Here is a 22,197-nt window from a genome sequence, read left to right as displayed (position 1 = left end):
TGAATCTCCTTTTTTATAAAAAAATCTTAGCTAGGAAGTACAAAGTCCTAACCAAGATAACGATCATTTATAAACTATTTATACTGTAATTTCACGAAAAGTCTGTCTATGTGAAATCCTAGGTGCTTTTAACCGTGAAAGCAAATCGTCAATTATGACATAACTACACTCTTTTTTATTTAAATAAATATGAATGCAATAGTTGTTTTTGAAAAAACGCTGTTCATGTACTTGATGTATAACTAACTCATCGTTGTTAGTATTCATATAGTGAAATGTTCTTTTTCTTCTTTCTGAGTGCCGATGAGCTGCACGTTTTAAGTTTTTAAACGTGTAGTAAGTGCTATGTTGATTCAACTTATGGACTTCTTCTAAAGCAAGCAAATCATTGTATAATTTTGTCTTTTCTTCAGCTGCTAATCCTGCTAAAAATTCCTGCGCTAAAACATCGTAATCGCTAGTCATTCCAGTATACCCTCCTAAAACTCATCACGACCATAAAAATATAGCGTGATTGCTTCGACGATCATTTTCTTTTAGCATATCATTTTTGAGAATAGTTGTAAATGCTTCCAACTAGTTTTAATATTTCTTTAAAATAATGAATGAATACAGAAAAAGACGAACGATTTGTCCGTCGTTTAATAAAAATGTTAATAAATTGTTGACGGTAGAAATGAACCTTGCTAAGATTGATATGAAGTTATAAACGAACGATAAGTTGTATCTTGTTTTTGAATATACGAGAAAAGGACGTGAGATTTAATGGATGTCAGCACTTTATTGTATGAAGGGAAAGCAAAAAAATTGTTTAGTACCGATAATCCTGGCGTATTACGCGTAGCATATCTTGATCAAGCAACGGCTCTAAATGGTGCTAGGAAAGATGCGGTTCAAGGAAAAGGCACATTAAATAATGAGATAACTACATTTATTTTTGAACAACTTCACAAAAAAGAGATCGCTAGTCATTTTATTAAAAAAATATCAAAAAACGAACAATTGGTTTTGGAGCTTAAGATTATTCCTTTAGAAGTAGTTGTTAGAAATGTGTCTGCAGGAAGCTTTGCGAAACGATTGGATGTGGACGAGGGACAACAATTACCTTTTCCGATTGTAGAATTTTATTACAAAGAAGATCGCTTAGATGATCCATTTATCAATGAAGATCATATAAAAGTCTTGGATATCGCGACGGAAAAAGAGATTGAGTTTATAAAAAATCAGGCTCGTTTAATCAATCAAGCATTGATTGATTTATTCAAGAAGATTGATATTCGCTTAATTGATTTTAAAATTGAGTTTGGTACAAAAGCAGATGGAACAATCTTATTAGCAGATGAGATTACACCTGACACCTGTCGTCTATGGGATCAAAAAACAGGTGCTCACTTAGATAAAGATGTTTATCGCAGAAACCTAGGTGAAATAGTCCCCGTATACCAAGAAGTACTTGCTCGATTAGAACAAACATTTAATAAAAATGTAAAAGGAGATAGATGACGAATGTACAGTGTAAAAGTCTATGTTACATACAAAGATTCTGTGTTAGATCCACAAGGAGAAGCAGTTAAAGGGGCTGTTCATCGACTAGGTTTTAATGAAATTCAAGAAATCCGTATCGGCAAATATTTTGAAATCAAGGTGGCTAAAAGCAGTCGACCAATTGGGACGATTGTCGAGGAGATTTGTGACAAGCTGCTGGCAAATGTGAACATGGAAACCTATCATTATGAAATCGTGGAGGATGCGTAACATGAAATTTGCGGTGATTGTTTTTCCAGGTTCCAATTGTGATATGGACTTGTTATGGGCTGTAAAAGAGGTTTTAGGCGAGGATGCTGAATATGTTTATCATGATGAGGAAAGCTTAGCTGGGTTTGATGGTGTATTGATTCCTGGAGGCTTTTCTTATGGAGATTATCTGAGATGTGGTGCGATTGCTCGTTTTTCAAAAATTATCAGTGAAGTCATTCGTTTTGCTGATGAGGGGAAACCAGTTTTTGGTACATGTAATGGATTTCAAATTTTAACAGAAGCAGGTCTTTTGCCTGGCGCATTACTTCCCAATGAGTCTTTGCATTTTGTTTGTAAATCGGTCCAGCTACAAGTAGTAAATAATCAAACGAACTTTACATCAAATTATAAAAAAGACGAAATCATTCAATTACCGATTGCCCACGGAGAAGGCAATTATTATTGTGATGAACAAACATTGGAAAAACTAAAAGCGAATCACCAAATTGTTTTTACTTACGCGGATGAAAATCCAAACGGCAGTGTTGAAAATATTGCGGGGATTATTAATGAAAAGGGCAATGTTTTAGGGATGATGCCTCACCCAGAAAGAGCAGTAGAGAGTATATTAGGTTCAGCCGATGGGTTACGTTTTTTCAAATCAATCGTCGAAAATTATGGAAAGGTCGGAACAAACACATGATGAAAGTTGGAGAACCAACCCCTCAAGAAATCAAAAAACAACGAATCTACTCCGAATGGGGCTTGACAGATGAAGAATATCGCATGATTGAAGAAGATATCTTAGGTCGGATGCCAAACTACACAGAAACAGGCTTGTTTTCTGTAATGTGGAGTGAACATTGTTCTTACAAAAATTCAAAACCAGTGTTGAAAAAATTTCCTACTGACGGACCGAATGTTTTACAAGGCCCAGGTGAAGGTGCAGGAATTGTTGACATTGGTGATGGACAAGCAGTCGTTTTTAAAGTGGAGAGCCACAACCATCCATCAGCGGTAGAACCATATGAAGGTGCTGCAACTGGCGTTGGTGGGATTATTCGAGATATTTTCAGTATGGGGGCAAGACCGATTGCTCTTTTAGATTCTCTACGATTTGGCGAATTGACAAATGATCGAACTAAATATCTTTTAGAAGAAGTGGTGGCAGGAATTAGTGGCTATGGAAACTGTATTGGTATTCCTACAGTTGGGGGAGAAGTTGCATTTGACCCTTGCTATGAAGGGAATCCATTAGTTAATGCCATGTGTGTGGGATTAATTGACCACAAAGATATTCAAAAAGGACAAGCAAAAGGTGTGGGTAATGCAATCATGTATGTTGGCGCGAAAACAGGACGGGATGGTATACATGGCGCAACATTTGCATCCGAAGAATTTATAGACGGAGAAGAACAACAACGTTCGGCTGTTCAAGTTGGAGATCCTTTTATGGAGAAATTATTACTTGAAGCCTGTCTGGAATTAATTTTAGAACATTCGGATATCCTTGTGGGAATTCAAGATATGGGGGCAGCCGGCTTAGTTTCATCTAGTGCTGAAATGGCTTCAAAGGCAGGCTCTGGTTTAGTTTTAGATTTAGATGATGTGCCCCAAAGAGAAACAGGGATGACACCTTATGAAATGATGTTGTCAGAATCTCAGGAACGAATGCTGATTTGTGTTGAAAAAGGACACGAAGAGGAAGTAATTGCACTTTTTCAAAAATACGAATTAGAGGCTGTAACCATTGGTAAAGTGACGGATGATGGACAATATCGCTTGTACCACCAAGGGATAGAAGTGGCTAACTTACCTGTCGATGCGTTGGCACAAGAGGCGCCAGTCTATGATAAAGAACGCAAAAAACCAGCAAGGATTGAACGATTTGAACAGTTAGCAGAGTTTCTGCCAGAAATAAAAGACGGTACAAAAACCTTATTAGACTTGTTGCAACAGCCAACGATAGCATCGAAAAAAATGATTTACCAAACCTACGATTCCCAAGTTCGGACCAACACAGTTGTATTACCTGGAAGTGATGCGGCTGTATTACGTGTAAGAGGAACCGATAAAGCTTTAGCTATGACGACGGACTGTAATGCTCGTTATCTTTATTTGAATCCTGAAATTGGCGGACAGATTGCGGTTGCTGAAGCAGCTAGAAATATTGTTGCTAGTGGAGGAAAACCCTTAGCGATTACCGATTGTTTAAACTACGGATCACCAGATAAACCAGAAGGCTTCTGGGAACTATTTACATCGGCTGATGGAATTGCTGAGGCCTGCAAAGTATTGGAAACACCTGTTATTTCAGGAAATGTTTCTTTATATAACGAAACAAATGGTAACGCAATTTACCCTACCCCTGTAATTGGGATGGTGGGCTTAATTGAACACTTATCTGATATTACCACACAAGAATTTAAAGAAGCTGGCGATTATATCTATGTTTTAGGTGAAACGCAGGCGGATTTTAATGGCAGTGAATTACAGAAGATGTTTTTGGGGACCATTGAAGGAAAATTAATGGATTTTGACTTAAATACTGAAAAAGAAAACCAAGCGCTTGTTTTAGATGCAATCAAAAGTGGTTTGGTAGCAAGTGCCCATGATTGTTCTGAAGGAGGATTAGGTGTTGCTTTAGCGGAATCGGCATTTACTCATACTTTAGGGATAGATGTAGAGATAGACCTGCCAGTAAGCTTCCTATTTTCTGAAACACAATCACGCTTTATTCTATCCATCAAACCAGAAAAGCGAGCAGCCTTCGAAACCGCTACGAAAGGAAAGGCTAAAGCAATTGGTCAAGTAACCAATAACGGGAAAATCATGATTCAAACGCAAAACCATACAATTGATGTGATGACACAAACGGCGAAAGAATTATGGGAGGAAGCCATTCCATGTCTTATGAAGTGAAAAGCTTAAACGAAGAATGCGGTGTTTTTGGTATCTGGGGACATAAGGATGCGGTTCGTGTCACTTATTTTGGATTGCATAGTTTACAACATCGTGGACAAGAAGGTGCAGGTATTGTTGTCAATGAAAATGGGAAACTAAATGGTTATCGTGGATTGGGATTGCTTTCAGAAGTATTCAAAGAAGAACGTGCTTTAGCTTCCTTAAGTGGACATGGAGCGATCGGTCATGTCCGCTATGCGACAGCAGGTAATGGCAGTGTGGATAATATCCAACCGTTTTTATTTAAATTTTATGATGGCTCATATGGTTTAGCTCATAATGGCAATTTAACCAATGCGAGAAGTTTAAGAGAAGAGTTAGAAAAATCAGGAGCGATTTTTCATTCAAATTCAGATACTGAGATTTTGATGCATTTGATTCGTCGTAGTGAGCAACCAACATTTATTGAGCAATTAAAAGAAAGTTTACGAACGGTCAAAGGTGGGTTTGCCTATCTATTATTGACAGAAACAGCAATGATAGCTGCCCTTGATCCAAACGCCTTTAGACCCTTAGCAATCGGTCAAATGAAAAATGGTGCGTATGTCATTGCAAGTGAAACGTGTGCTTTGGAGGTGGTAGGAGCGACGTTTGTACGTGATGTTCAACCGGGTGAAGTTATCATTATTGATGACACCGGATACTCTATAGAAAAATATACAGATGAAACGCAATACTCAATCTGTTCAATGGAGTACATTTACTTTGCACGACCGGATTCAAATATAGCTGGAGTGAATGTTCATACCGCTCGTAAGAATATGGGGAAAATTCTTGCTGCAGAAGCACCAGTTGAAGCGGATATGGTTGTCGGCGTACCGAATTCTTCTCTTTCAGCAGCCAGTGGATTTGCTGAGGCCAGTGGTATTCCATATGAAATGGGATTAGTTAAAAATCAATACATTGCTCGGACATTTATTCAACCGACCCAAGAATTAAGAGAACAAGGCGTTCGGATGAAATTATCAGCAGTTCGAGGAGTCGTTGAAGGAAAACGAGTGGTTATGGTGGATGACTCAATTGTTCGAGGAACGACCAGTAGACGTATAGTCAAGTTGTTGAAAGAAGCTGGCGCTAAGGAAGTTCATGTACGCATCGCATCACCCCCTCTAAGATTTCCCTGTTTTTATGGCATTGATATTCAAACAAGAAAAGAGCTGATTGCTGCTGATCACTCGGTTTTTGAAATCGAGCAATTGATCACAGCAGACTCGTTATCCTTTTTAAGTGAACAAGGGTTGATTGATGCGATTGGTTTGAACTACGATGCCCCTTATTCAGGTCTATGTATGGCGTACTTTAATGGTGATTATCCTACACCTCTTTACGATTATGAAAAAAACTATCAGATATCTCTACAAGACAAAAGAGAAGATAGCTGTTTTGTGTCTAATTAATATTCAGGAGGAACCCTAATGACAAATGCCTATGCAAAAGCTGGTGTGGATGTACAAGCTGGCTATGAAGTGGTTGAAAGAATCAAAAAACATGTCAAGCAAACTGAACGTTTGGGCGTGATGGGCGCGTTGGGCGGATTTGGCGGTTGCTTTGATTTAAGCGCGGTGGAAGTGAAGGAACCTGTGTTAATCTCGGGAACAGATGGGGTCGGAACAAAATTATTAGTCGCACTTCAAGAAAATAAACATGATTCGATTGGGATCGATTGTGTAGCGATGTGTGTGAATGATATTGTTGCTCAAGGAGCAGAACCGCTCTATTTTCTGGACTACATTGCCACAGGAAAAAATAGACCTGAACGGCTAGAACAAGTCGTTTCTGGTGTTGCAAATGGATGTATCCAAGCAGGCGCAGCTTTGATTGGCGGTGAAACAGCAGAAATGCCTGGGATGTATGATGAAGAGGAGTATGATTTAGCGGGTTTTGCAGTAGGCGTTGCAGAAAAAAGCCAGTTAATCACAGGGCAAAAGATTCAATCAGGAGACGTTTTGATTGGTTTGCCTTCAAGTGGAATACATTCGAATGGCTATTCCTTGGTACGGAAAATATTTTTTGACACACACCAATTAACAGGAAAATCGATGATACCAGAACTAAATGGACAGACGCTTGGAGAAGAGTTATTAAAGCCAACCAAAATCTATGTTAATGCGGTACTTCCTTTAGTCAAACAACAATTGCTTAACGGTATTGCTCACGTGACAGGCGGTGGTTTTGTTGAAAATATTCCACGAATGTTGCCCGAAAATCTAGCCGCTGAAATTCATTTAGATACTTGGCCCACATTACCGATTTTTACTGTTTTAGAAAATTATGGTCAGATTCCACCAATGGAAATGTACGAAATTTTCAATATGGGGATCGGTATGGTTTTAGCTGTTTCTCCAGATAAATTAAGTGAAGTTCGAGCTTCGTTAAGTAAAAATGGCGAAGCAAGTTACGTAATCGGGAATATCACTAACAAAAAGAAGCAAGCACTTGTTTTCAAAGAGGTGTAAACATGAAAATTGCTATATTTGCGTCAGGGTTTGGCAGTAATTTCCAAGCAATCGTAAATGCGGTCAATGCAAGAAAAATAGATGCTGAAATTGCTCTACTGTTTTGTGATAAAAAAGATGCCTATGTTATCCAAAGAGCAAATGAACAAATGATTCCTGTCATTTCTTTTTCTCCGGCTGATTTTAGCTCCAAAGCAATGTATGAAGCGGAGCTTTTACACTTACTTGAAGAAGAACAAGTTGAATTAGTTGTTTTAGCAGGTTATATGAGAATTATTGGTCCAACGCTACTAGAAGTTTTTTCGAATCAGATGATTAATATTCATCCTTCATTATTACCTGATTTCCCAGGATTACATGGGATCGAAGACGCCTTTAATGCCAAGGTGTCCGAGACAGGTGTTACGGTTCATTACGTGGATAACGGAGTAGATACAGGTCCTATTATAGCGCAAGAAAAAGTAACCATTGAAGAGAAAGAAACACTTGCATCGCTAACAGAAAAAATTCACAATGTAGAACATAAGCTATATCCAAATGTTTTAGCGCAACTTATTAAAATACACCAAGGAGCGAGCCGTTTATGACAAAAAGAAGAGCATTAATTAGTGTTTCAGATAAAACAGGAATCGAAAAATTTGCGAAAGGACTGACAGAACAAGGGATTGCAATCATTTCAACTGGAGGGACTAAAGCAGCTTTGGATCAAGCAGGTATTCCAACACTTTCAATCGAAGAAGTGACTGGTTTTCCAGAAATGATGGATGGTCGTGTAAAGACACTGCATCCAAAAATTCACGGAGGTTTGCTTGGGCGAAGAGATTTAAAGACGCATATGAAAGCGATGGAACAACAGGATATCCAGCCAATCGATTTTGTTTGTGTAAATTTGTATCCCTTCAAAGAAACGATTATGAAAGAAGATGTTACGCCTGAACAAGCGATAGAAAACATTGATATTGGCGGTCCTAGCATGTTACGCAGTGCAGCCAAAAATCATCAATCGGTAACGGTGGTGGTTGATCCGAACGATTATGAACTTGTCTTAACAGAACTTGCCGCAAGTGGAGATACAACGATTGCAACAAGACAAAAACTAGCGGCTAAGGTGTTTAGACATACTGCGGCATATGATGCGTTGATTGCTAGTTATCTGACAGACTTAGTTGAGGAGAAAAAACCTGAATCATTAACGTTAACTTATGAGTTACAACAATCGTTGCGTTATGGTGAGAACAGCCATCAAGAAGCGATGTTCTATCGGGATGCTTTACCTACCTCATTTTCAATTGCTAGTGCGAAACAACTTCATGGAAAAGAGCTATCTTATAATAATATTAAAGATGGGGACGCTGCAATCCGAATCTCTAGAGAATTTAATGAACCAGCAGTTGTAGCTGTAAAACATATGAACCCTTGTGGTATTGGGATTGGTCATACGATTTTTGACGCTTATCAATCCGCTTATTCGGCAGATCCTGTGTCTATTTTTGGCGGTATCATTGTGTTAAATCGTGAAGTAGATGAACAAACAGCGGCACAATTGCATAAGTTGTTCCTTGAAATCATTATTGCTCCAAGTTTTTCAAAAGAGGCGTTTACATTATTGTCTAGTAAAAAAAATCTTCGTTTAATGACGTTGGATTTTACCAAGAAAGATAAGGCTACAGAAGATGAGTCCGTTTCAGTGTTAGGCGGTTTACTTATCCAAAATCAAGATTTAGCTGAAGAAGACCCTCAGCAATGGCAAGTTGTTACAAAGAGACGACCGAGTGAAGAGGAGTTAAAAGCGATGGCATTTGCTTGGAAAGCAGTGAAACATGTGAAAAGTAATGCGATTGTTGTTGCGAATCATCATCAGACGCTAGGGATCGGCGCTGGTCAAATGAATCGGATTGGATCGGTACAACTAGCTATCAAACAAGCAGGAGCAAAAATCAACGATGCAGTTCTAGCAAGCGATGCCTTTTTCCCAATGAGTGATAGTGTAGAATACGCAGGAGAAAAGGGAATTAAAGCAATTGTACAACCAGGCGGCAGTATTAAAGACCAAGAATCAATTGATATGGCAGATAAATACGGGATTGCGATGGTATTTACGGATGTTAGACACTTTAGGCATTAAAAGGAGACGATCATGGGGCTAAACATTTTAGTTATTGGTAGTGGTGGGCGAGAGCATGCGATTGCACAAAAATTCTTACAAAGTTCAAAAGTAGAGAAAGTTTTTTGTGCTAAAGGGAATGCTGGCATGAAAAAAGACGGCATCGTTAGTGTAGATATTGCCGAAGACGATCATCAAGCTCTGATTCGATTTGCCAAAGAAAATAATGTTGATTGGACATTTGTTGGTCCAGAAGTACCCTTAATAAATGGAATCGTAGATGAGTTTACCAATGCAGGGCTACTCGCTTTTGGACCTAAAAAAGCGGCTGCCTTAATAGAGGGGTCAAAAGAATTTGCGAAAGAACTTATGAACACTTACAACATACCGACCGCTTCTTATCAAACATTTACTGATTTCGAACAAGCAAAAGCTTATGTATTGACACAGCCTACACCGATTGTAATTAAGGCAGATGGGCTTGCTGCAGGAAAAGGTGTGGTTGTGGCTGAGACGGTTGAAGAAGCAATAGATACTTTAAAGGATATGCTTGAAGAGTGTGTGTTAGGTCAAAGTGGGGCTAAAGTGGTGATTGAAGAATTTCTTTGCGGTGAGGAGTTTTCGTTATTAGCCTTTGTTCGAGGGCAAGAAGTCTATCCTATGGTTCCCTCCCAAGATCACAAACGAGTCTTTGAACAGGAATTAGGTCCTAATACAGGAGGGATGGGCGCATATGCTCCAGTCCCGCAAGTTTCAGATGAAATGATTGAAGAAGTGCTGAAGACTATTTTGAAACCAGCAGTTCAAGGATTAGCTGCGCAAGGCAGAGCATTTTCAGGCGTTTTATATGCAGGGGTGATTTTAACAGATACTGGTATAAAAGTAATTGAATTTAATGCTCGCTTTGGTGATCCTGAAACCCAAGTAGTCCTTCAACGTTTAGAGAGTGATTTTGCTCAAATTATTGATGATTTACTAAAAGACAAACAACCAGATATCCGATGGAAACAAGATGGTTTTAGTTTGGGCGTTGTCGTTGCAGCAAACGGTTATCCAGGGAAGTATACTAAAGAGGTCAGCCTGCCTGATTTTTCAGAGATAAATAAAGGGCATGTTTATTATGCTGGCGTAAAAGAAAAGAGTGGAAAACTTGTTTCTGATGGCGGTCGTGTGTATCTTGTTGAAGCCAGCGGGAAAACGCTAAAAGAAGCACAAAAATCTGTTTATAGCATACTAGAAAACTGTGACACATCGGGCACTTTTTATCGTAAAGATATAGGGTTTAAAGGAATAAAAGAGTAAAATCTACAAAAAAAGTTTTGTTTTATCTTTAAAAAATAAATAAACGGCAAGAAAAACAGCTCTATTAGGAAATAAGCTGAGGGTCACGAAAATTACTCTTCAAGTTTTTGTGACCCTCAGCTTATTTTGTGACGCCATTTTACCTTAAAGAAACCATTTATGGTAAGACTAATAAATAAAAAAACACCCGTAATAGTGACGAAAGTTATGATATAATCAACTAGAAAGGGAGTTGACAAATGGACAAATCAAAAGAAATATCTTTTTCAATCACGGATGTAAAACAGTCTCCGATGGCAATATTTGACGCTGCCAAAGAGAGCAATGCTGGAATCTACATATACAATAGAAAAAATGTAGCAGGTGTCATGTTGACTGCAGAGCAATACGAAGCGCTGATCAATAAAAAGAAAAAGAGCTTAGAACAAGATCAAAACATAAGAATTACCCAATTAAATCAACTCGTTCGAAAAAAAATTGCTTTTGGCACGTTGATTTCTACTAAAAATTTAGACGATCAACTAAAATCAGTAGGTTTTGTGTCGAAAAAATATGGGGTAGATGATTACACTGAGATGATGAACGAGTTAAACGAAACAGGAAAAATAGAATATCAATTTCAGAAAAAAGAAGACAGAACCAACATTTTTGCAGAAGTTATTGGGGAACAAAGCAATCAGTCCCATTTATCTGATAAACTGATTGTAAAAAAGATTCACCTTAGAATAGATCAATAAAAAAGCAAAAACGTTCAGCCTCAACTAAATACGAGGCTGAACGTTTTTTAGCGACATTTATTTCTAAAAAACAGCTATTTTAATGTCTAACTCAATTTTTCAACTCTAAATAGCGCTCTAGATAATCTGCTAAACCATCTTCGTCATTCGTTTTTTCAGTTACATCATTAGCGACAGATTTGATTTTTTCTGTTGCGTTATTCATCGCTACGCCCCAGCCTGCATATTCTAACATTTCTTCATCATTATGTTCATCGCCAAAAGCAATAATATCTGATTGCTTGATATTTAAGTAGCGGGCAACTTGCTCAACACCTTTGGCTTTTTGGATTCCTTTAGACACAATTTCTAAAATGGGTGTCGGACCACCCCACGTTCGTACATCAATGTAATCACCATATTGTTTCATTAAAGAATCAGACACAGTTTTTGCTTGATTTTCAGAAGTACGAACCATCATAGAAGTTGGGTCAGTCATTAAATTCTTTGTAGTCAAAAGGTTATCTGGCGTTGCTTCAGATGCGAAAAAAGCAGAGTCGAAATAATCTAAACTATCAATGAAAAAAGTTTCTTTATTTTCAGCAGCGACAAAATCAAGGTTTAGTGCTTTTTTCTGGGCTAAAATATCAAAGACTAAATCCCGTTGAATGCCTGTTTCTTTTTCATCAGCCCATTTTTTTTCAGGCATATGAACCAAGGCACCGTTAAAATTGACCATTGGTGTTGTAAGTCCTAGTTGTTGATAAAACTGACCACTCATACGGTATGGGCGACCGGTAACAATACTGACATGATGACCATGATTGATGGCTTTTTTTAACACATTTTCTGTGGTTTTGCTAATCAAAGATTGTGCATTTAATGTTGTTCCATCTAAATCAATTGCAATTAATTTTTTCAAAATCGTTCCTCCTGAAGTTTTCTTTATCGTTAGTCTAGCACAAAATAGAAGAATGACAAGTTTTCAAGAAAATTTTCGAAAAAAACAGCTTTATGATACACTAGAATGAAAGAAGGTGGTGTAACGATTGAATCAAACAAATCGCTGGATTTTACGTCTAGCTACGTTATTTTATTGCGTGTACATGCTATTTTTTGCCGATACGTATCATTTTATGGCATTGAACGTTTTTTTAGCCTATATTCCACTTGAGATTAGTTTTCATTTGAATAGACTGAGGAAAAGAGGATTTGTTCTGGCAAGTGTACTTTGGTTGTTGTTTTATCCCAATGCACCGTACTTGTTTACTGATTTTTTTCATTTAGAAAATTTGTCTATTTATCATGGAATGAATCAATTATTTGGACAATCCCTTTCAGACTGGGGAGCATTTGCTTTATTGGCAATAGGTATCTGTGTCTACGGTTTTTTAGGAATGAGTACGATTTATACGGTTCTTTTTGAAGCAGAAGGCAGAAGACTTTTTACAAAAAAATGGCAAGGTTTCATGCTTTTTTTGATGATCAATGTATTATCAAGTCTAGCCATCTTTGTTGGACGATTTGATCGACTACATAGTGTGCATTTATTTACCCAACCTATTAAGACAGTTCAAACGATTTTTTTTAGCTGGTCAATGGATAAAGGAATCTATATAGCCATTTTTACAGGCCTTCAAATCGTGTTATTGTTTGCCGTTAATTTTATGATGAAAATGGGCCCAGTAGGTAGCGACGAGAAATCGTATTGACAGAGTGTTATGAACTTGTTACTATTTCATAGAGGTCTGTTTGGAAATAAAAAAGAAGGAGTTTTATGAGAATGAAAAAGTGGCAAAGCTTTTTATTAAGCGTTTTCTTCACTTTAGGGGGAATCGGGGCAACTACATTTGCAACTGAAGTCAGTGTGATTGCGCAAACAACGGAAAAAGCAGAGACGAATAATATAGGAACGATCAAAGAAAAAGACAAAATACCGTTTCAAATTTTAGGGATTAACGATTTTCATGGTGCACTGAATACAACAGGTTCTTTCTTTGATGATGCAGGAAATAAAACGGTCAAAGCAGGAAGCGCGCCATTACTAGCTGGCTATTTGAATCGTGCGGAGAAACAATTTGCTGAAACCAACAGCGGAGGACAAACGATTCGTGTCCAGTCTGGTGACATGGTTGGCGCAAGTCCAGCTAGTTCTGGATTACTTCAAGATGAACCCACAATCAAAGTATTAAATCAAATGAATTTCTCTGTAGGAACACTTGGGAATCATGAATTTGATGAAGGGTTGCAAGAATTTAATCGAATCATGCGCGGCGAAAAGCCACAAGATGATCCTTATGGTATCTTACATGACTATCCTAGAGAAGCATCTACTACGGAACTTGTGATTGCCAATGTTGTCAAAAGAGGAACAGAAGAGATTCCATTTGGCTGGAAGCCTTATACAATCAAAGAAGTTGGGAATGGCTCCGCTAAAGTAAAAGTTGGGTTTATTGGCGTTGTCACTACAGAAATTCCTAATTTAGTTTTAAAAGAACATTACGAAGCCTATGATTTTTTAGATGAAGCAGAAACGATTGCCTATTATGCTAGTCAGTTGAAAGAACAGGGCGTAAATGCAATTATCGTTTTAGCTCATATTCCTGCGACGAGTAAAGCGGAAAAAGTAGCTGGTGATGCTGCAACAATTATGGGAAAAGTTGACAAACAATATCCAGAGCACAGTGTAGATGCGTTCTTTGCTGCGCACAATCACCAATATACAAATGGAATTGTCAATAAAACCAGAATTGTTCAGTCTACCTCACAAGGCAAAGGCTATATTGATTTACAAGGAACACTTGATCCTGAAACCAATGACTTTACACAAACACCTAAAGCTCAAGTTTTACCTGTAGATCCAGCAGCTAAAGATGCACCGAAAGTGGATGAAAAAGTTGCCGTAACAGTAAAAGATGCTGAAGATCGTGTAGCGACGGTGACAAACAAAAAAATCGGAACAGCAAAAGAAAATGGAGCGATTACTCGAGAAGTAAATGAATCAAAAGAATCACCGCTAGGTAACTTGATTACGGATGCCCAAGTAGCGATGGCAAAGGCACAAGGAATCAATGCCGATTTTGCAATGACGAATAATGGCGGGATTCGTGCTGATTTAGCTGTTGGAGAAAATCGTGAAATCACATGGGGAGCAGCCCAAGCAGTACAGCCTTTTGGAAATATTATGCAGGTTGTGGAAATGACTGGTGCCCAAATCGAACAAGTTTTAAATGAGCAATACGACGAAGACGAACGTTACTTCTTGCAAATTTCAGGTTTGAGCTATACGTATGTTAAGACAGACGATCAAAATCAGCCTTTCCAAGTTCAAACGATGTCTAAAAAAGATGGGACACCGATTCAAAAAGATCAATCATATCTTGTAGTGATTAATGACTTTTTATACGGTGGTGGGGATGGCTTCTCTGGATTTACTGGCGGAAAACTGGTGAATGCTATTCAGCCGGATACAGAAACATTTATTGGATATATTGAAGGGAAAGAAGCTGTAGGAGAGTTGATTTCAGCTTCTATAGAAGGGCGAAAAAAACTTGCAGAACCAACAGAACCAGAAATTCCACCGGCGAATGACGGCGAAGAAAAAATAAAAAAAGCGACTATTTTTGATCCACTTTATGAAGATGATGAGCTTTTACGTGGAGTAACGTTACCAAATGCAACGATTATGTTGTATGTTGGAGAGCTTCCTCAAGCCTTAACCCGAACTAGCCAACCTCCACAAGGTGAATTGGCTGGGCAAGCGGACGAAGCTGGTTTGATTCGTATAAATGTCACTTCTTTAAAATTGGAAGGGAAAAAGAAGATAACAGCAGTAGTTACCGATAATGATGGCAATAAAGCTGTTTTTCCAATAGAAGTGCTACCGAAAACAGCAGTTGTTGAACCAATAACAAATACGAAAGAACTTTCTGAAACAAGTGACCAAAAAGAATTACCTAAAACAGGAGAACAGCCGCCATCTATTCTTTTCATCGTATTCGGAACGATGTCAATAAGTGCAGCGTTGGTTACTCTTATGAAAAAAACGATCTAAATAGTTTGAAAATCACATGTTACATTTGCAAAATAAATCATTGCAAGTGTAACATGTGATTTTTTTGTATGATTAAAACACGAACGATAAAAAGAAAAATATGTTTTATCGTTAATAATTTGTTGAAAAGGCGAATGATCTCCTATATACTTTAAACGTATTGAACGAGAAGAAGGAGCGGGAAAAGTACATGAAAAAGTTTTTCAAATTAAAGGAAAACCAAACAAACATTTCAACTGAAATGATGGCAGGGGTAACGACCTTTTTTGCGATGAGTTATATTTTATTCGTAAATCCATCTATTTTATCTCAAACAGGTATGCCTTTTCAGGCCGTTTTTTTAGCAACTATTATTGCATCAATTATTGGAACATTGATTATGGGACTTTTTGCCAATGTTCCCTATGCTCAGGCACCTGGAATGGGCTTAAATGCATTTTTTACGTTTACCGTAGTTTTTGGTTTAGGTTATACATGGCAACAAGCGTTAGCCATGGTTTTTATTTGTGGGTTAATCAATGTATTGATTACAGTGACGAAAATTCGTAAATTAATTATTAAAGCAATTCCTGAAAGTATGCAGCATGCAATTGGTGGCGGAATCGGGATCTTTGTTGCGTATGTGGGCATCAAAAATGCAAAATTATTGGATTTTACTGTACAAGCAGAACCGACTAAAGGTGTGGTAAATGGAGACAGCATTGTTCCTGCACTTGGGAATTTCAATAATCCAGAAATTATTTTAGCAGTTATTGGGCTTGTTTTAACAACGATTTTAGTGGTGTTGAATATTCGCGGAGCTATTTTGATTGGTATTGTTGCAACGACAATTATTGCCATTCCACTTGGTGTAGTCGATCTAGCATCAATTGATTGGCAGGCTAATTCATTAGGGAATTCTATCAATGAACTAGGAACAACATTTGGTGCAGCATTTGGTGCTGATGGAATGCAGTCATTATTTAATGATGCTTCAAAAATTCCGCAAGTTTTCATGACAGTTATTGCATTTAGCTTATCAGATACATTTGATACAATCGGTACATTTATCGGAACAGGACGTCGAACAGGAATTTTTTCTAAAGAAGATGAATTAGCGTTAGAAGATAGTAAAGGATTTACAACGAAGATGGACAAAGCGTTGTTTGCAGATGCAATTGCCACTTCAATCGGTGCTGTGTTTGGCACGTCAAATACCACGACTTATGTAGAAAGTGCCGCTGGGATAGGTGCTGGTGGACGAACAGGATTAACATCAGTGGTGGTAGCGGCAATGTTTGCGTTAAGTAGTTTGTTCTCACCTTTAATTGCGATTGTGCCAGCACAAGCGACGGCACCAGCTTTAATTTTGGTCGGTGTAATGATGTTAGCTTCGTTTAAAGATATTGAATGGACAAACCTAGAAGAAGCAGTGCCAGCGTTTTTTGCATCCATTTTTATGGGCTTATGTTATAGCATATCCTATGGTATTGCAGCTGGATTTATTTTTTATGCTATTGTTAAGGTTGCAAAAGGAAAGCTAAATGAAGTATCTCCGATTTTATGGATCGTCAATGCATTATTTGTTTTAAATTTTGTGATTTTGGCAATTTTATAGTTATGAAAGAAATTGAAACAGAAGATGTTTAACACAAAAAGTTCTTACTGCTTTCATTTTTGAACTAAAACTGTTCATTCGGTTTTCAAGTGACTGAGATATGACTCGAAGAGTTATGAATCGGTCACTTTTTTTGTTTTTCAAACTAGTTACTATTCAAAAATTTTTGAGAGATTCAAAATTTTGGAGTATAGTTAATAGTGAAGAACTTGTGAGGTGTACATCAAGATGAAAATTGATTGGAAAAAGAATTTAATGGTTGCTTGGTTTGGTTGTTTTTTTACAGGAGCAAGTATCAGTTTGGTCATGCCCTTTATTCCTGTTTATGTAGAACAATTAGGGACGCCGAAGAGTCAAGTGGAGCTTTTTTCTGGACTAGCTATTTCCGTAACAGCGTTTGCTGCGGCAATTGTTGCACCGATTTGGGGCAACTTAGCGGATAGAAAAGGACGCAAATTAATGATGATTCGCGCAGCGGCGGGCATGACGATCACCATGGGCTCTCTAGCTTTTGTGCCAAATGTGTATTGGTTATTAATCATGCGTTTTTTTAATGGCATTCTTTCAGGGTATATTCCTAACGCTACTGCGATGATCGCTTCTCAAGCGCCGAAAGAAAAAAGTGGTTGGGCACTAGGAACACTTTCTACTGGAGCGATCGCTGGAACTCTGATTGGTCCATCTTTTGGTGGCGCATTAGCTCAGTGGTTTGGTATGGAAAATGTGTTTATTATTACAGGTATTGTATTGTTGATTACGACATTACTAACGGTATTTATGGTTAAAGAAGATTTTAAGCCGGTGGAGAAGAAGGATTTATTAAGCACAAAAGAAATTTTCTCAAAAATGGATCATGTATCAATCTTGATTGGTTTGTTTATTACGACATTGGTTTTACAAATTGGCGTGACAAGTATTAGCCCAATACTGACTTTGTATATTCGTTCGTTAAGTCAGGACACGGGAAATATTTTGTTCGTTAGTGGACTGATTGTTTCAGTTGCAGGAGTATCCGCGGTTATTTCATCGCCAATGCTTGGAAAATTAGGAGACAAAATAGGCAATCACAAAGTATTGCTTGCAGGTTTATTGTTATCTTTCCTGTGTTACGTGCCAATGGCTTTTGTTCAAACGCCTTTTCAATTGGGGTTATTACGCTTCTTGCTAGGATTTTCAACGGGAGCGTTGATGCCTTCAATCAATACCCTCATTAGTAAAATCACTCCGACTGAAGGGGTTAGTAGGATCTATAGTTATAATCAGATGTTCAGTAATTTTGGGCAAGTCTTAGGTCCAATGGTCGGTTCAACAGTCGCCCATGGTATGGGATATAGTGCGGTATTTATTGTAACGGCTTGTTTTGTATTTGGAAATATTTGTTTGTCACTATTTAATTTTCGCAAAATTTTAAAGAAAAGACTCTAAACAGTTGAAAACATAAAAAAACCAGTTACAATGTTTGTAGTAACTGGTTTTTTTATCGCTCAACTTTTTGTTCAGCCATGCTTATTAAGCATTTGTTGTGTTTTCTTTTTTCGGTAATGCAAATTGACCAATTAATAGGATGATTACACCAGTAACTAATGATATAATCGTTGTTAACATAAAGTCATAAGTGCCGCTACTTAAAGCGCCGCCGATGTAGCCAACAACTTGTCCTAGTAAAAAGGACCATAACAATACAAGAATGTAACGCATGGATTGCACCTCTTTTCTAGCTATAGTTTAGCACATTTTTTTTAAATGTAAAGAAATTGAAAGTTACATTTTCTTTGAAATCAACCCACTTATAAGGAGAGATGTCCTGTGCCGTTTCCACAATTATATACAATTACTTCTTATTCCTTACTTTCTAGTACTATTCGGATTCAAGAGCTAGTTCAGCAAGCAAAAAAGCTAGGTTATACAAGCTTAGCGATAACAGACATCAATGTGATGCATGGGGCAATTGAATTTTTTGAAGCATGCCAAAAAGAGGGGATCAAGCCAATTATCGGATTGGCGTTGGATTATACACCAGAAAAAGCAGAGCACACCGCGCAACTACTTTTATATGCAAAAGACTTGCAGGGCTACCAAAATTTAATGAGAATTTCTAGTGCAAAAATGACTAGTGAAAATCTTTTTTCCCTAAAAGAAATCAAAGAGCACTTGTCTCATTTATTTGCGGTCATGCCTTCTGACAAAGGTGAAGTTGGGTTTGCTTTGAAAAGAAGTAAGGATGAAGCGCTCGAAAGGTTAGCACAACTTACTCGTTTATTTGATTCGTCCTCATTTTTTACAGGAGCTTCTTTCACATGTAATCCAGAGACAGATCCAGAGCTTTTTCAGTTTTATGATGAAATAAATCAACCAATAATTGCGCTACAAGAAACCCGTTATTTACACCGCGAAGATGGGTTTGCACTTAAGGTATTAAAGCATATTGATGAAGGTCAGCAGATGAGCTTGAATCTAAAAGAACCTGAAATTGAAGGGCCTTATTTTTTGAGAGGTGAAAAGGAAGCAAGTCAACAATTATGTGCACTGACAAATGAGCAAGCACTCCGAAATGCAGAACAATTAGCAGCATTATGCATTCTTGATATACCGTTGCATCAGCGTTTATTGCCTCATTATCCACTGCCTGAAAATAGAGAAGCAGGAGAATTTTTAAGAGAACTCTGCATGCAAAAATTACTTGAGCGTATCCCCAATGCTTCTGCTGAATATGAAGAACGTCTGACCAAAGAATTAGATATTATTCATACAATGGGATTTGATGATTATTTTCTCATCGTTTGGGATGTTATGGCCTTTGCACATGAAAGAAAAATCGTCACAGGAGCAGGGCGTGGGTCTGCCGCAGGTTCATTAGTTTCTTATGTATTATCGATTACCGATGTCGATCCAATAAAATATGAGTTACTCTTTGAACGTTTCTTAAATCCTGAAAGACATTCTATGCCAGATATTGATTTAGACATTCCAGATAATCGTCGTGAGGAAGTATTGCTTTATGTTCGGGAAAAATACGGACATTATCATATGGCTCAAATTGCTACATTTGGTACAATGGCGGCAAAAATGGTTTTAAGGGATGTTGCCCGTGTTTTTGGATTGTCTCAAAGCGAGTCAAATCGATGGTCAAGTGCTGTTCCTAATACGTTAAAAGTAACATTAAAAACAGCTTTTGCAGAATCTAAGAAATTAGTCGAGTTAGCAGAATCATCAGATACAAATCGCTTACTTTTTGATACGGCAAAACGCTTGGAAGGACTTCCTAGACATGTATCAACACATGCGGCGGGTGTCGTCATTAGTGATACTGATTTATTACAGCTTGTACCTTTGCAACCAGGTTCAAACGATATTTTTCTGACTCAATTCACTATGAATGATGTTGAAAAAATTGGTTTGCTGAAAATGGATTTTTTAGGGTTAAGAAATTTATCGATTATCGATAATACAATAAAATCAGTCAAAAGAGCCTACAAGGAAGAAATTAGGTTAAATCAAATTCCTTTGGATGATGACATGACACTAGCATTATTTAGACGGGGAGAAACTAGCGGTGTGTTTCAATTTGAGTCGGCAGGTATCCGAAATGTTTTACGAAAACTAGGGCCGACTAATATTGAAGATATTGCAGCGGTTAATGCGCTATATCGTCCGGGTCCAATGCAAAATATCGACTTATTTATTCGTAGGAAAAAAGGCATAGAACCGATTGATTATCCCGATCCAACATTAGAACCAATTTTGAAAAATACCTATGGGGTAATTGTCTATCAAGAACAAATTATTCAGGTAGCATCGTCTATGGCTGGCTTTAGTTTAGGTCAGGCAGACATTTTGAGAAGAGCTGTCAGCAAAAAGAAAAAAGACGTGTTGGATGAAGAGAGAAAACATTTTGTCGAAGGTGCGATGCAACAAGGGCATAGTGAATCTGTGGCAACTGTCGTGTATGATTATATTGAGCGTTTTGCAAATTATGGTTTCAATCGATCCCATGCATTTGCCTACTCATTTATAGGTTTCCAAATGGCGTATTTAAAGGTTCATTATCCTGGTGCATTTTATGCTGCAATTCTTCATTCAGTTAGACATAATCCGACGAAAATAAAGGAATACATTGGAGAAGCCCGTAAAAATAAGATGCAGATTTTACAACCATCCATTAATACCAGTCAATACAGTTTTTATTTAAACAAGGATCATCAAATCATGTTCGGTTTCAGTTCTTTAAAAGGAATTCGTAGAGACTTTATTCAAAATATTTTAGATGAACGAAAAGAGCGAGGGCCATTTTCATCCTTTAATCAATTTTTACTGCGGATCGATCGCAAATGGCTAAAAGCTGAAAATATTCAGCCCCTAATCGCTATTGGTGCTTTTGATGAGCTACAACCTAATCGACGACAACTTGCGGTTAGTCTAGAGAGTGAAATCCAAAATATTATCTATAGCGGTGGCAGTATGAATCTCTTAGAAGAGACGTTGAAGCTCAAAGAAGTGGAAGTGTCAGATTACTCTTTAGAAGAAAAGTTAGAACAAGAAGAACAGTATTTAGGCGTCTATCTTTCTGGACATCCCACGGAAGAATTTAAAAAAACACGTTTAGCCAAACAAGTGATGCTAGTAAGTGATGTGGTGGAAAATCAGACAGCTCGTTTGTTAATCTATATAAAAGAAACTCGTGTGATACGAACAAAAAAAGGCGAACAAATGGCTTTCGTTGAAGGGGATGACCTAACAGGCTCCTTATCTTTGACGCTGTTTCCCACCGTTTTTAGAACGCTTCGACAGAATGTAGAAAAAGCTCAAGTCTACTATGTCGAAGGCAAAATAGAAAAAAGCAACTATAATCAGGAACTACAATTGTTGGTTAATCGTATTGAAAAAGCAAGTGATATTGAAAAAAGTATTAGTGCAACAACCTGTTACTTAAAAATTACAAAAGAAAACGATGGAAAAGACGTATTACAAAAGATACGTGAAGTGATTCAACAGCACTTAGGACAAATACCTGTGATTCTTTATTTTGAGGAAAACGGCAAAAAATTAGTCTTAGGAGAAGAAAACTGGCTCACAGATTCAGAAGATGTAAAGCAGCAATTAATCACGATTTTAGGCAGTCAAAATGTTGTTTTCAAATGATTTACGGTAAATAATACTAATTGTTTTCATCTTTTTTCAATTATTTCTTCTTAAATCAAGACATTTTGCACTATTAATGGTAAAATGAGTGACGTAATATTTTTGAGTAATGAATAACTGTGACAAAC

Annotated in this window: 18 protein-coding genes; 15 read left to right on the top strand and 3 right to left on the bottom strand. The window is 37.6% G+C overall.

Annotated elements, in window-relative coordinates; genetic code table 11:
• Positions 1-78: 78 nt before the first annotated feature.
• Complete coding sequence (locus A5880_RS01545) at positions 79-465, bottom strand: hypothetical protein (RefSeq protein WP_086331463.1); 387 nt, start codon at positions 463-465, stop codon at positions 79-81.
• A gap of 300 nt (positions 466-765) precedes the next feature.
• Here A5880_RS01545 and purC point away from each other — a divergent pair, with 300 nt between their 5' ends.
• The 10 genes from purC to A5880_RS01495 all read left to right on the top strand — a co-directional run bounded on the left by purC (position 766) and on the right by A5880_RS01495 (position 11,300).
• Positions 766-1,503 (top strand): phosphoribosylaminoimidazolesuccinocarboxamide synthase, encoded by a 738-nt coding sequence (gene purC, locus A5880_RS01540; RefSeq protein ID WP_086331462.1) that lies wholly within the window; start codon positions 766-768, stop codon positions 1,501-1,503.
• A gap of 3 nt (positions 1,504-1,506) precedes the next feature.
• Entirely contained in the window at positions 1,507-1,755 is a 249-nt protein-coding gene (purS, locus tag A5880_RS01535) for a phosphoribosylformylglycinamidine synthase subunit PurS (protein WP_086331461.1), read from the top strand.
• Position 1,756: 1 nt separating this feature from the next.
• On the top strand, positions 1,757-2,440 hold the full coding sequence (gene purQ, locus A5880_RS01530) for a phosphoribosylformylglycinamidine synthase subunit PurQ (protein ID WP_086331460.1): 684 nt from the start codon (positions 1,757-1,759) through the stop codon (positions 2,438-2,440).
• The gene (gene purL, locus A5880_RS01525) at positions 2,437-4,659 is read left to right on the top strand and encodes a phosphoribosylformylglycinamidine synthase subunit PurL (RefSeq protein ID WP_086331459.1); all 2,223 of its coding nucleotides are present in this window, start codon (positions 2,437-2,439) and stop codon (positions 4,657-4,659) included. The genes purQ and purL overlap by 4 nt, the downstream gene beginning before the upstream one ends.
• Complete coding sequence (gene purF / locus A5880_RS01520) at positions 4,644-6,098, top strand: amidophosphoribosyltransferase (RefSeq protein WP_086331458.1); 1,455 nt, start codon at positions 4,644-4,646, stop codon at positions 6,096-6,098. Before purL ends, purF begins: the two co-directional genes overlap by 16 nt.
• 18 nt (positions 6,099-6,116) lie before the next feature.
• Positions 6,117-7,157 carry a phosphoribosylformylglycinamidine cyclo-ligase gene (gene purM, locus A5880_RS01515; RefSeq protein ID WP_086331457.1) on the top strand — a complete coding sequence of 347 codons (1,041 nt, stop codon included), beginning with the start codon at positions 6,117-6,119 and terminating at the stop codon, positions 7,155-7,157.
• Positions 7,158-7,159: 2 nt separating this feature from the next.
• On the top strand, positions 7,160-7,744 hold the full coding sequence (gene purN / locus A5880_RS01510; RefSeq protein WP_086331456.1) for a phosphoribosylglycinamide formyltransferase: 585 nt from the start codon (positions 7,160-7,162) through the stop codon (positions 7,742-7,744).
• Entirely contained in the window at positions 7,741-9,282 is a 1,542-nt protein-coding gene (purH, locus tag A5880_RS01505; protein ID WP_086331455.1) for a bifunctional phosphoribosylaminoimidazolecarboxamide formyltransferase/IMP cyclohydrolase, read from the top strand. Before purN ends, purH begins: the two co-directional genes overlap by 4 nt.
• A 12-nt stretch (positions 9,283-9,294) precedes the next feature.
• The gene (gene purD / locus A5880_RS01500; RefSeq protein ID WP_086331454.1) at positions 9,295-10,563 is read left to right on the top strand and encodes a phosphoribosylamine--glycine ligase; all 1,269 of its coding nucleotides are present in this window, start codon (positions 9,295-9,297) and stop codon (positions 10,561-10,563) included.
• Between the two features lie 239 nt (positions 10,564-10,802).
• Positions 10,803-11,300 (top strand): prevent-host-death protein, encoded by a 498-nt coding sequence (locus A5880_RS01495; RefSeq protein WP_086331453.1) that lies wholly within the window; start codon positions 10,803-10,805, stop codon positions 11,298-11,300.
• A 91-nt stretch (positions 11,301-11,391) separates the two neighbouring features.
• Here the strand turns inward: A5880_RS01495 and A5880_RS01490 are convergent, their stop codons facing one another.
• A complete protein-coding gene (locus A5880_RS01490; RefSeq protein WP_086331452.1) occupies positions 11,392-12,201 on the bottom strand; it encodes a Cof-type HAD-IIB family hydrolase in 810 nt (269 codons plus the stop codon).
• A gap of 127 nt (positions 12,202-12,328) precedes the next feature.
• Here A5880_RS01490 and A5880_RS01485 point away from each other — a divergent pair, with 127 nt between their 5' ends.
• The 4 genes from A5880_RS01485 to A5880_RS01470 all read left to right on the top strand — a co-directional run bounded on the left by A5880_RS01485 (position 12,329) and on the right by A5880_RS01470 (position 18,355).
• Positions 12,329-12,991 (top strand): DUF1361 domain-containing protein, encoded by a 663-nt coding sequence (locus tag A5880_RS01485; protein WP_419469602.1) that lies wholly within the window; start codon positions 12,329-12,331, stop codon positions 12,989-12,991.
• A 71-nt stretch (positions 12,992-13,062) separates the two neighbouring features.
• Positions 13,063-15,333: a 5'-nucleotidase C-terminal domain-containing protein gene (locus A5880_RS01480; protein ID WP_086331451.1), complete on the top strand. Its 2,271-nt coding sequence runs from the start codon at positions 13,063-13,065 to the stop codon at positions 15,331-15,333.
• 190 nt (positions 15,334-15,523) lie between these two features.
• On the top strand, positions 15,524-16,930 hold the full coding sequence (locus A5880_RS01475; RefSeq protein WP_086331450.1) for an NCS2 family permease: 1,407 nt from the start codon (positions 15,524-15,526) through the stop codon (positions 16,928-16,930).
• Between the two features lie 228 nt (positions 16,931-17,158).
• The gene (locus tag A5880_RS01470; RefSeq protein WP_086331449.1) at positions 17,159-18,355 is read left to right on the top strand and encodes a multidrug efflux MFS transporter; all 1,197 of its coding nucleotides are present in this window, start codon (positions 17,159-17,161) and stop codon (positions 18,353-18,355) included.
• An 84-nt stretch (positions 18,356-18,439) separates the two neighbouring features.
• Here A5880_RS01470 and A5880_RS01465 read toward each other — a convergent pair whose 3' ends face one another.
• Positions 18,440-18,628 carry a YjzD family protein gene (locus A5880_RS01465; RefSeq protein ID WP_086331448.1) on the bottom strand — a complete coding sequence of 63 codons (189 nt, stop codon included), beginning with the start codon at positions 18,626-18,628 and terminating at the stop codon, positions 18,440-18,442.
• A 108-nt stretch (positions 18,629-18,736) separates the two neighbouring features.
• Here A5880_RS01465 and dnaE point away from each other — a divergent pair, with 108 nt between their 5' ends.
• Positions 18,737-22,069, top strand: coding sequence for a DNA polymerase III subunit alpha (gene dnaE, locus A5880_RS01460; protein WP_086331447.1), 3,333 nt, complete (start codon positions 18,737-18,739; stop codon positions 22,067-22,069).
• Positions 22,070-22,197 lie beyond the last annotated feature (128 nt).

It is taken from the genome of Enterococcus sp. 4G2_DIV0659 (assembly GCF_002140715.2).
GTDB lineage: Bacteria > Bacillota > Bacilli > Lactobacillales > Enterococcaceae > Enterococcus_L > Enterococcus_L mansonii.
Note: the sequence above shows the minus strand (reverse complement) of the source record. Positions and strands in the feature narration are given on the sequence as shown.

Bases quoted from the DNA above. Each gene is read 5' to 3' on its own strand.
- A5880_RS01475 (WP_086331450.1), top strand. From the start codon at position 15,524: ATGAAAAAGTTTTTCAAATTAAAGGAAAACCAAACAAACATTTCAACT.
- purL (WP_086331459.1), top strand. From the start codon at position 2,437: ATGATGAAAGTTGGAGAACCAACCCCTCAAGAAATCAAAAAACAACGA.
- A5880_RS01495 (WP_086331453.1), top strand. From the start codon at position 10,803: ATGGACAAATCAAAAGAAATATCTTTTTCAATCACGGATGTAAAACAG.
- purS (WP_086331461.1), top strand. From the start codon at position 1,507: ATGTACAGTGTAAAAGTCTATGTTACATACAAAGATTCTGTGTTAGAT.
- A5880_RS01470 (WP_086331449.1), top strand. From the start codon at position 17,159: ATGAAAATTGATTGGAAAAAGAATTTAATGGTTGCTTGGTTTGGTTGT.
- purQ (WP_086331460.1), top strand. From the start codon at position 1,757: ATGAAATTTGCGGTGATTGTTTTTCCAGGTTCCAATTGTGATATGGAC.
- A5880_RS01480 (WP_086331451.1), top strand. From the start codon at position 13,063: ATGAAAAAGTGGCAAAGCTTTTTATTAAGCGTTTTCTTCACTTTAGGG.
- A5880_RS01545 (WP_086331463.1), bottom strand. From the start codon at position 465: ATGACTAGCGATTACGATGTTTTAGCGCAGGAATTTTTAGCAGGATTA.
- purN (WP_086331456.1), top strand. From the start codon at position 7,160: ATGAAAATTGCTATATTTGCGTCAGGGTTTGGCAGTAATTTCCAAGCA.
- A5880_RS01465 (WP_086331448.1), bottom strand. From the start codon at position 18,628: ATGCGTTACATTCTTGTATTGTTATGGTCCTTTTTACTAGGACAAGTT.
- purH (WP_086331455.1), top strand. From the start codon at position 7,741: ATGACAAAAAGAAGAGCATTAATTAGTGTTTCAGATAAAACAGGAATC.
- purF (WP_086331458.1), top strand. From the start codon at position 4,644: ATGTCTTATGAAGTGAAAAGCTTAAACGAAGAATGCGGTGTTTTTGGT.
- purD (WP_086331454.1), top strand. From the start codon at position 9,295: ATGGGGCTAAACATTTTAGTTATTGGTAGTGGTGGGCGAGAGCATGCG.
- purM (WP_086331457.1), top strand. From the start codon at position 6,117: ATGACAAATGCCTATGCAAAAGCTGGTGTGGATGTACAAGCTGGCTAT.
- purC (WP_086331462.1), top strand. From the start codon at position 766: ATGGATGTCAGCACTTTATTGTATGAAGGGAAAGCAAAAAAATTGTTT.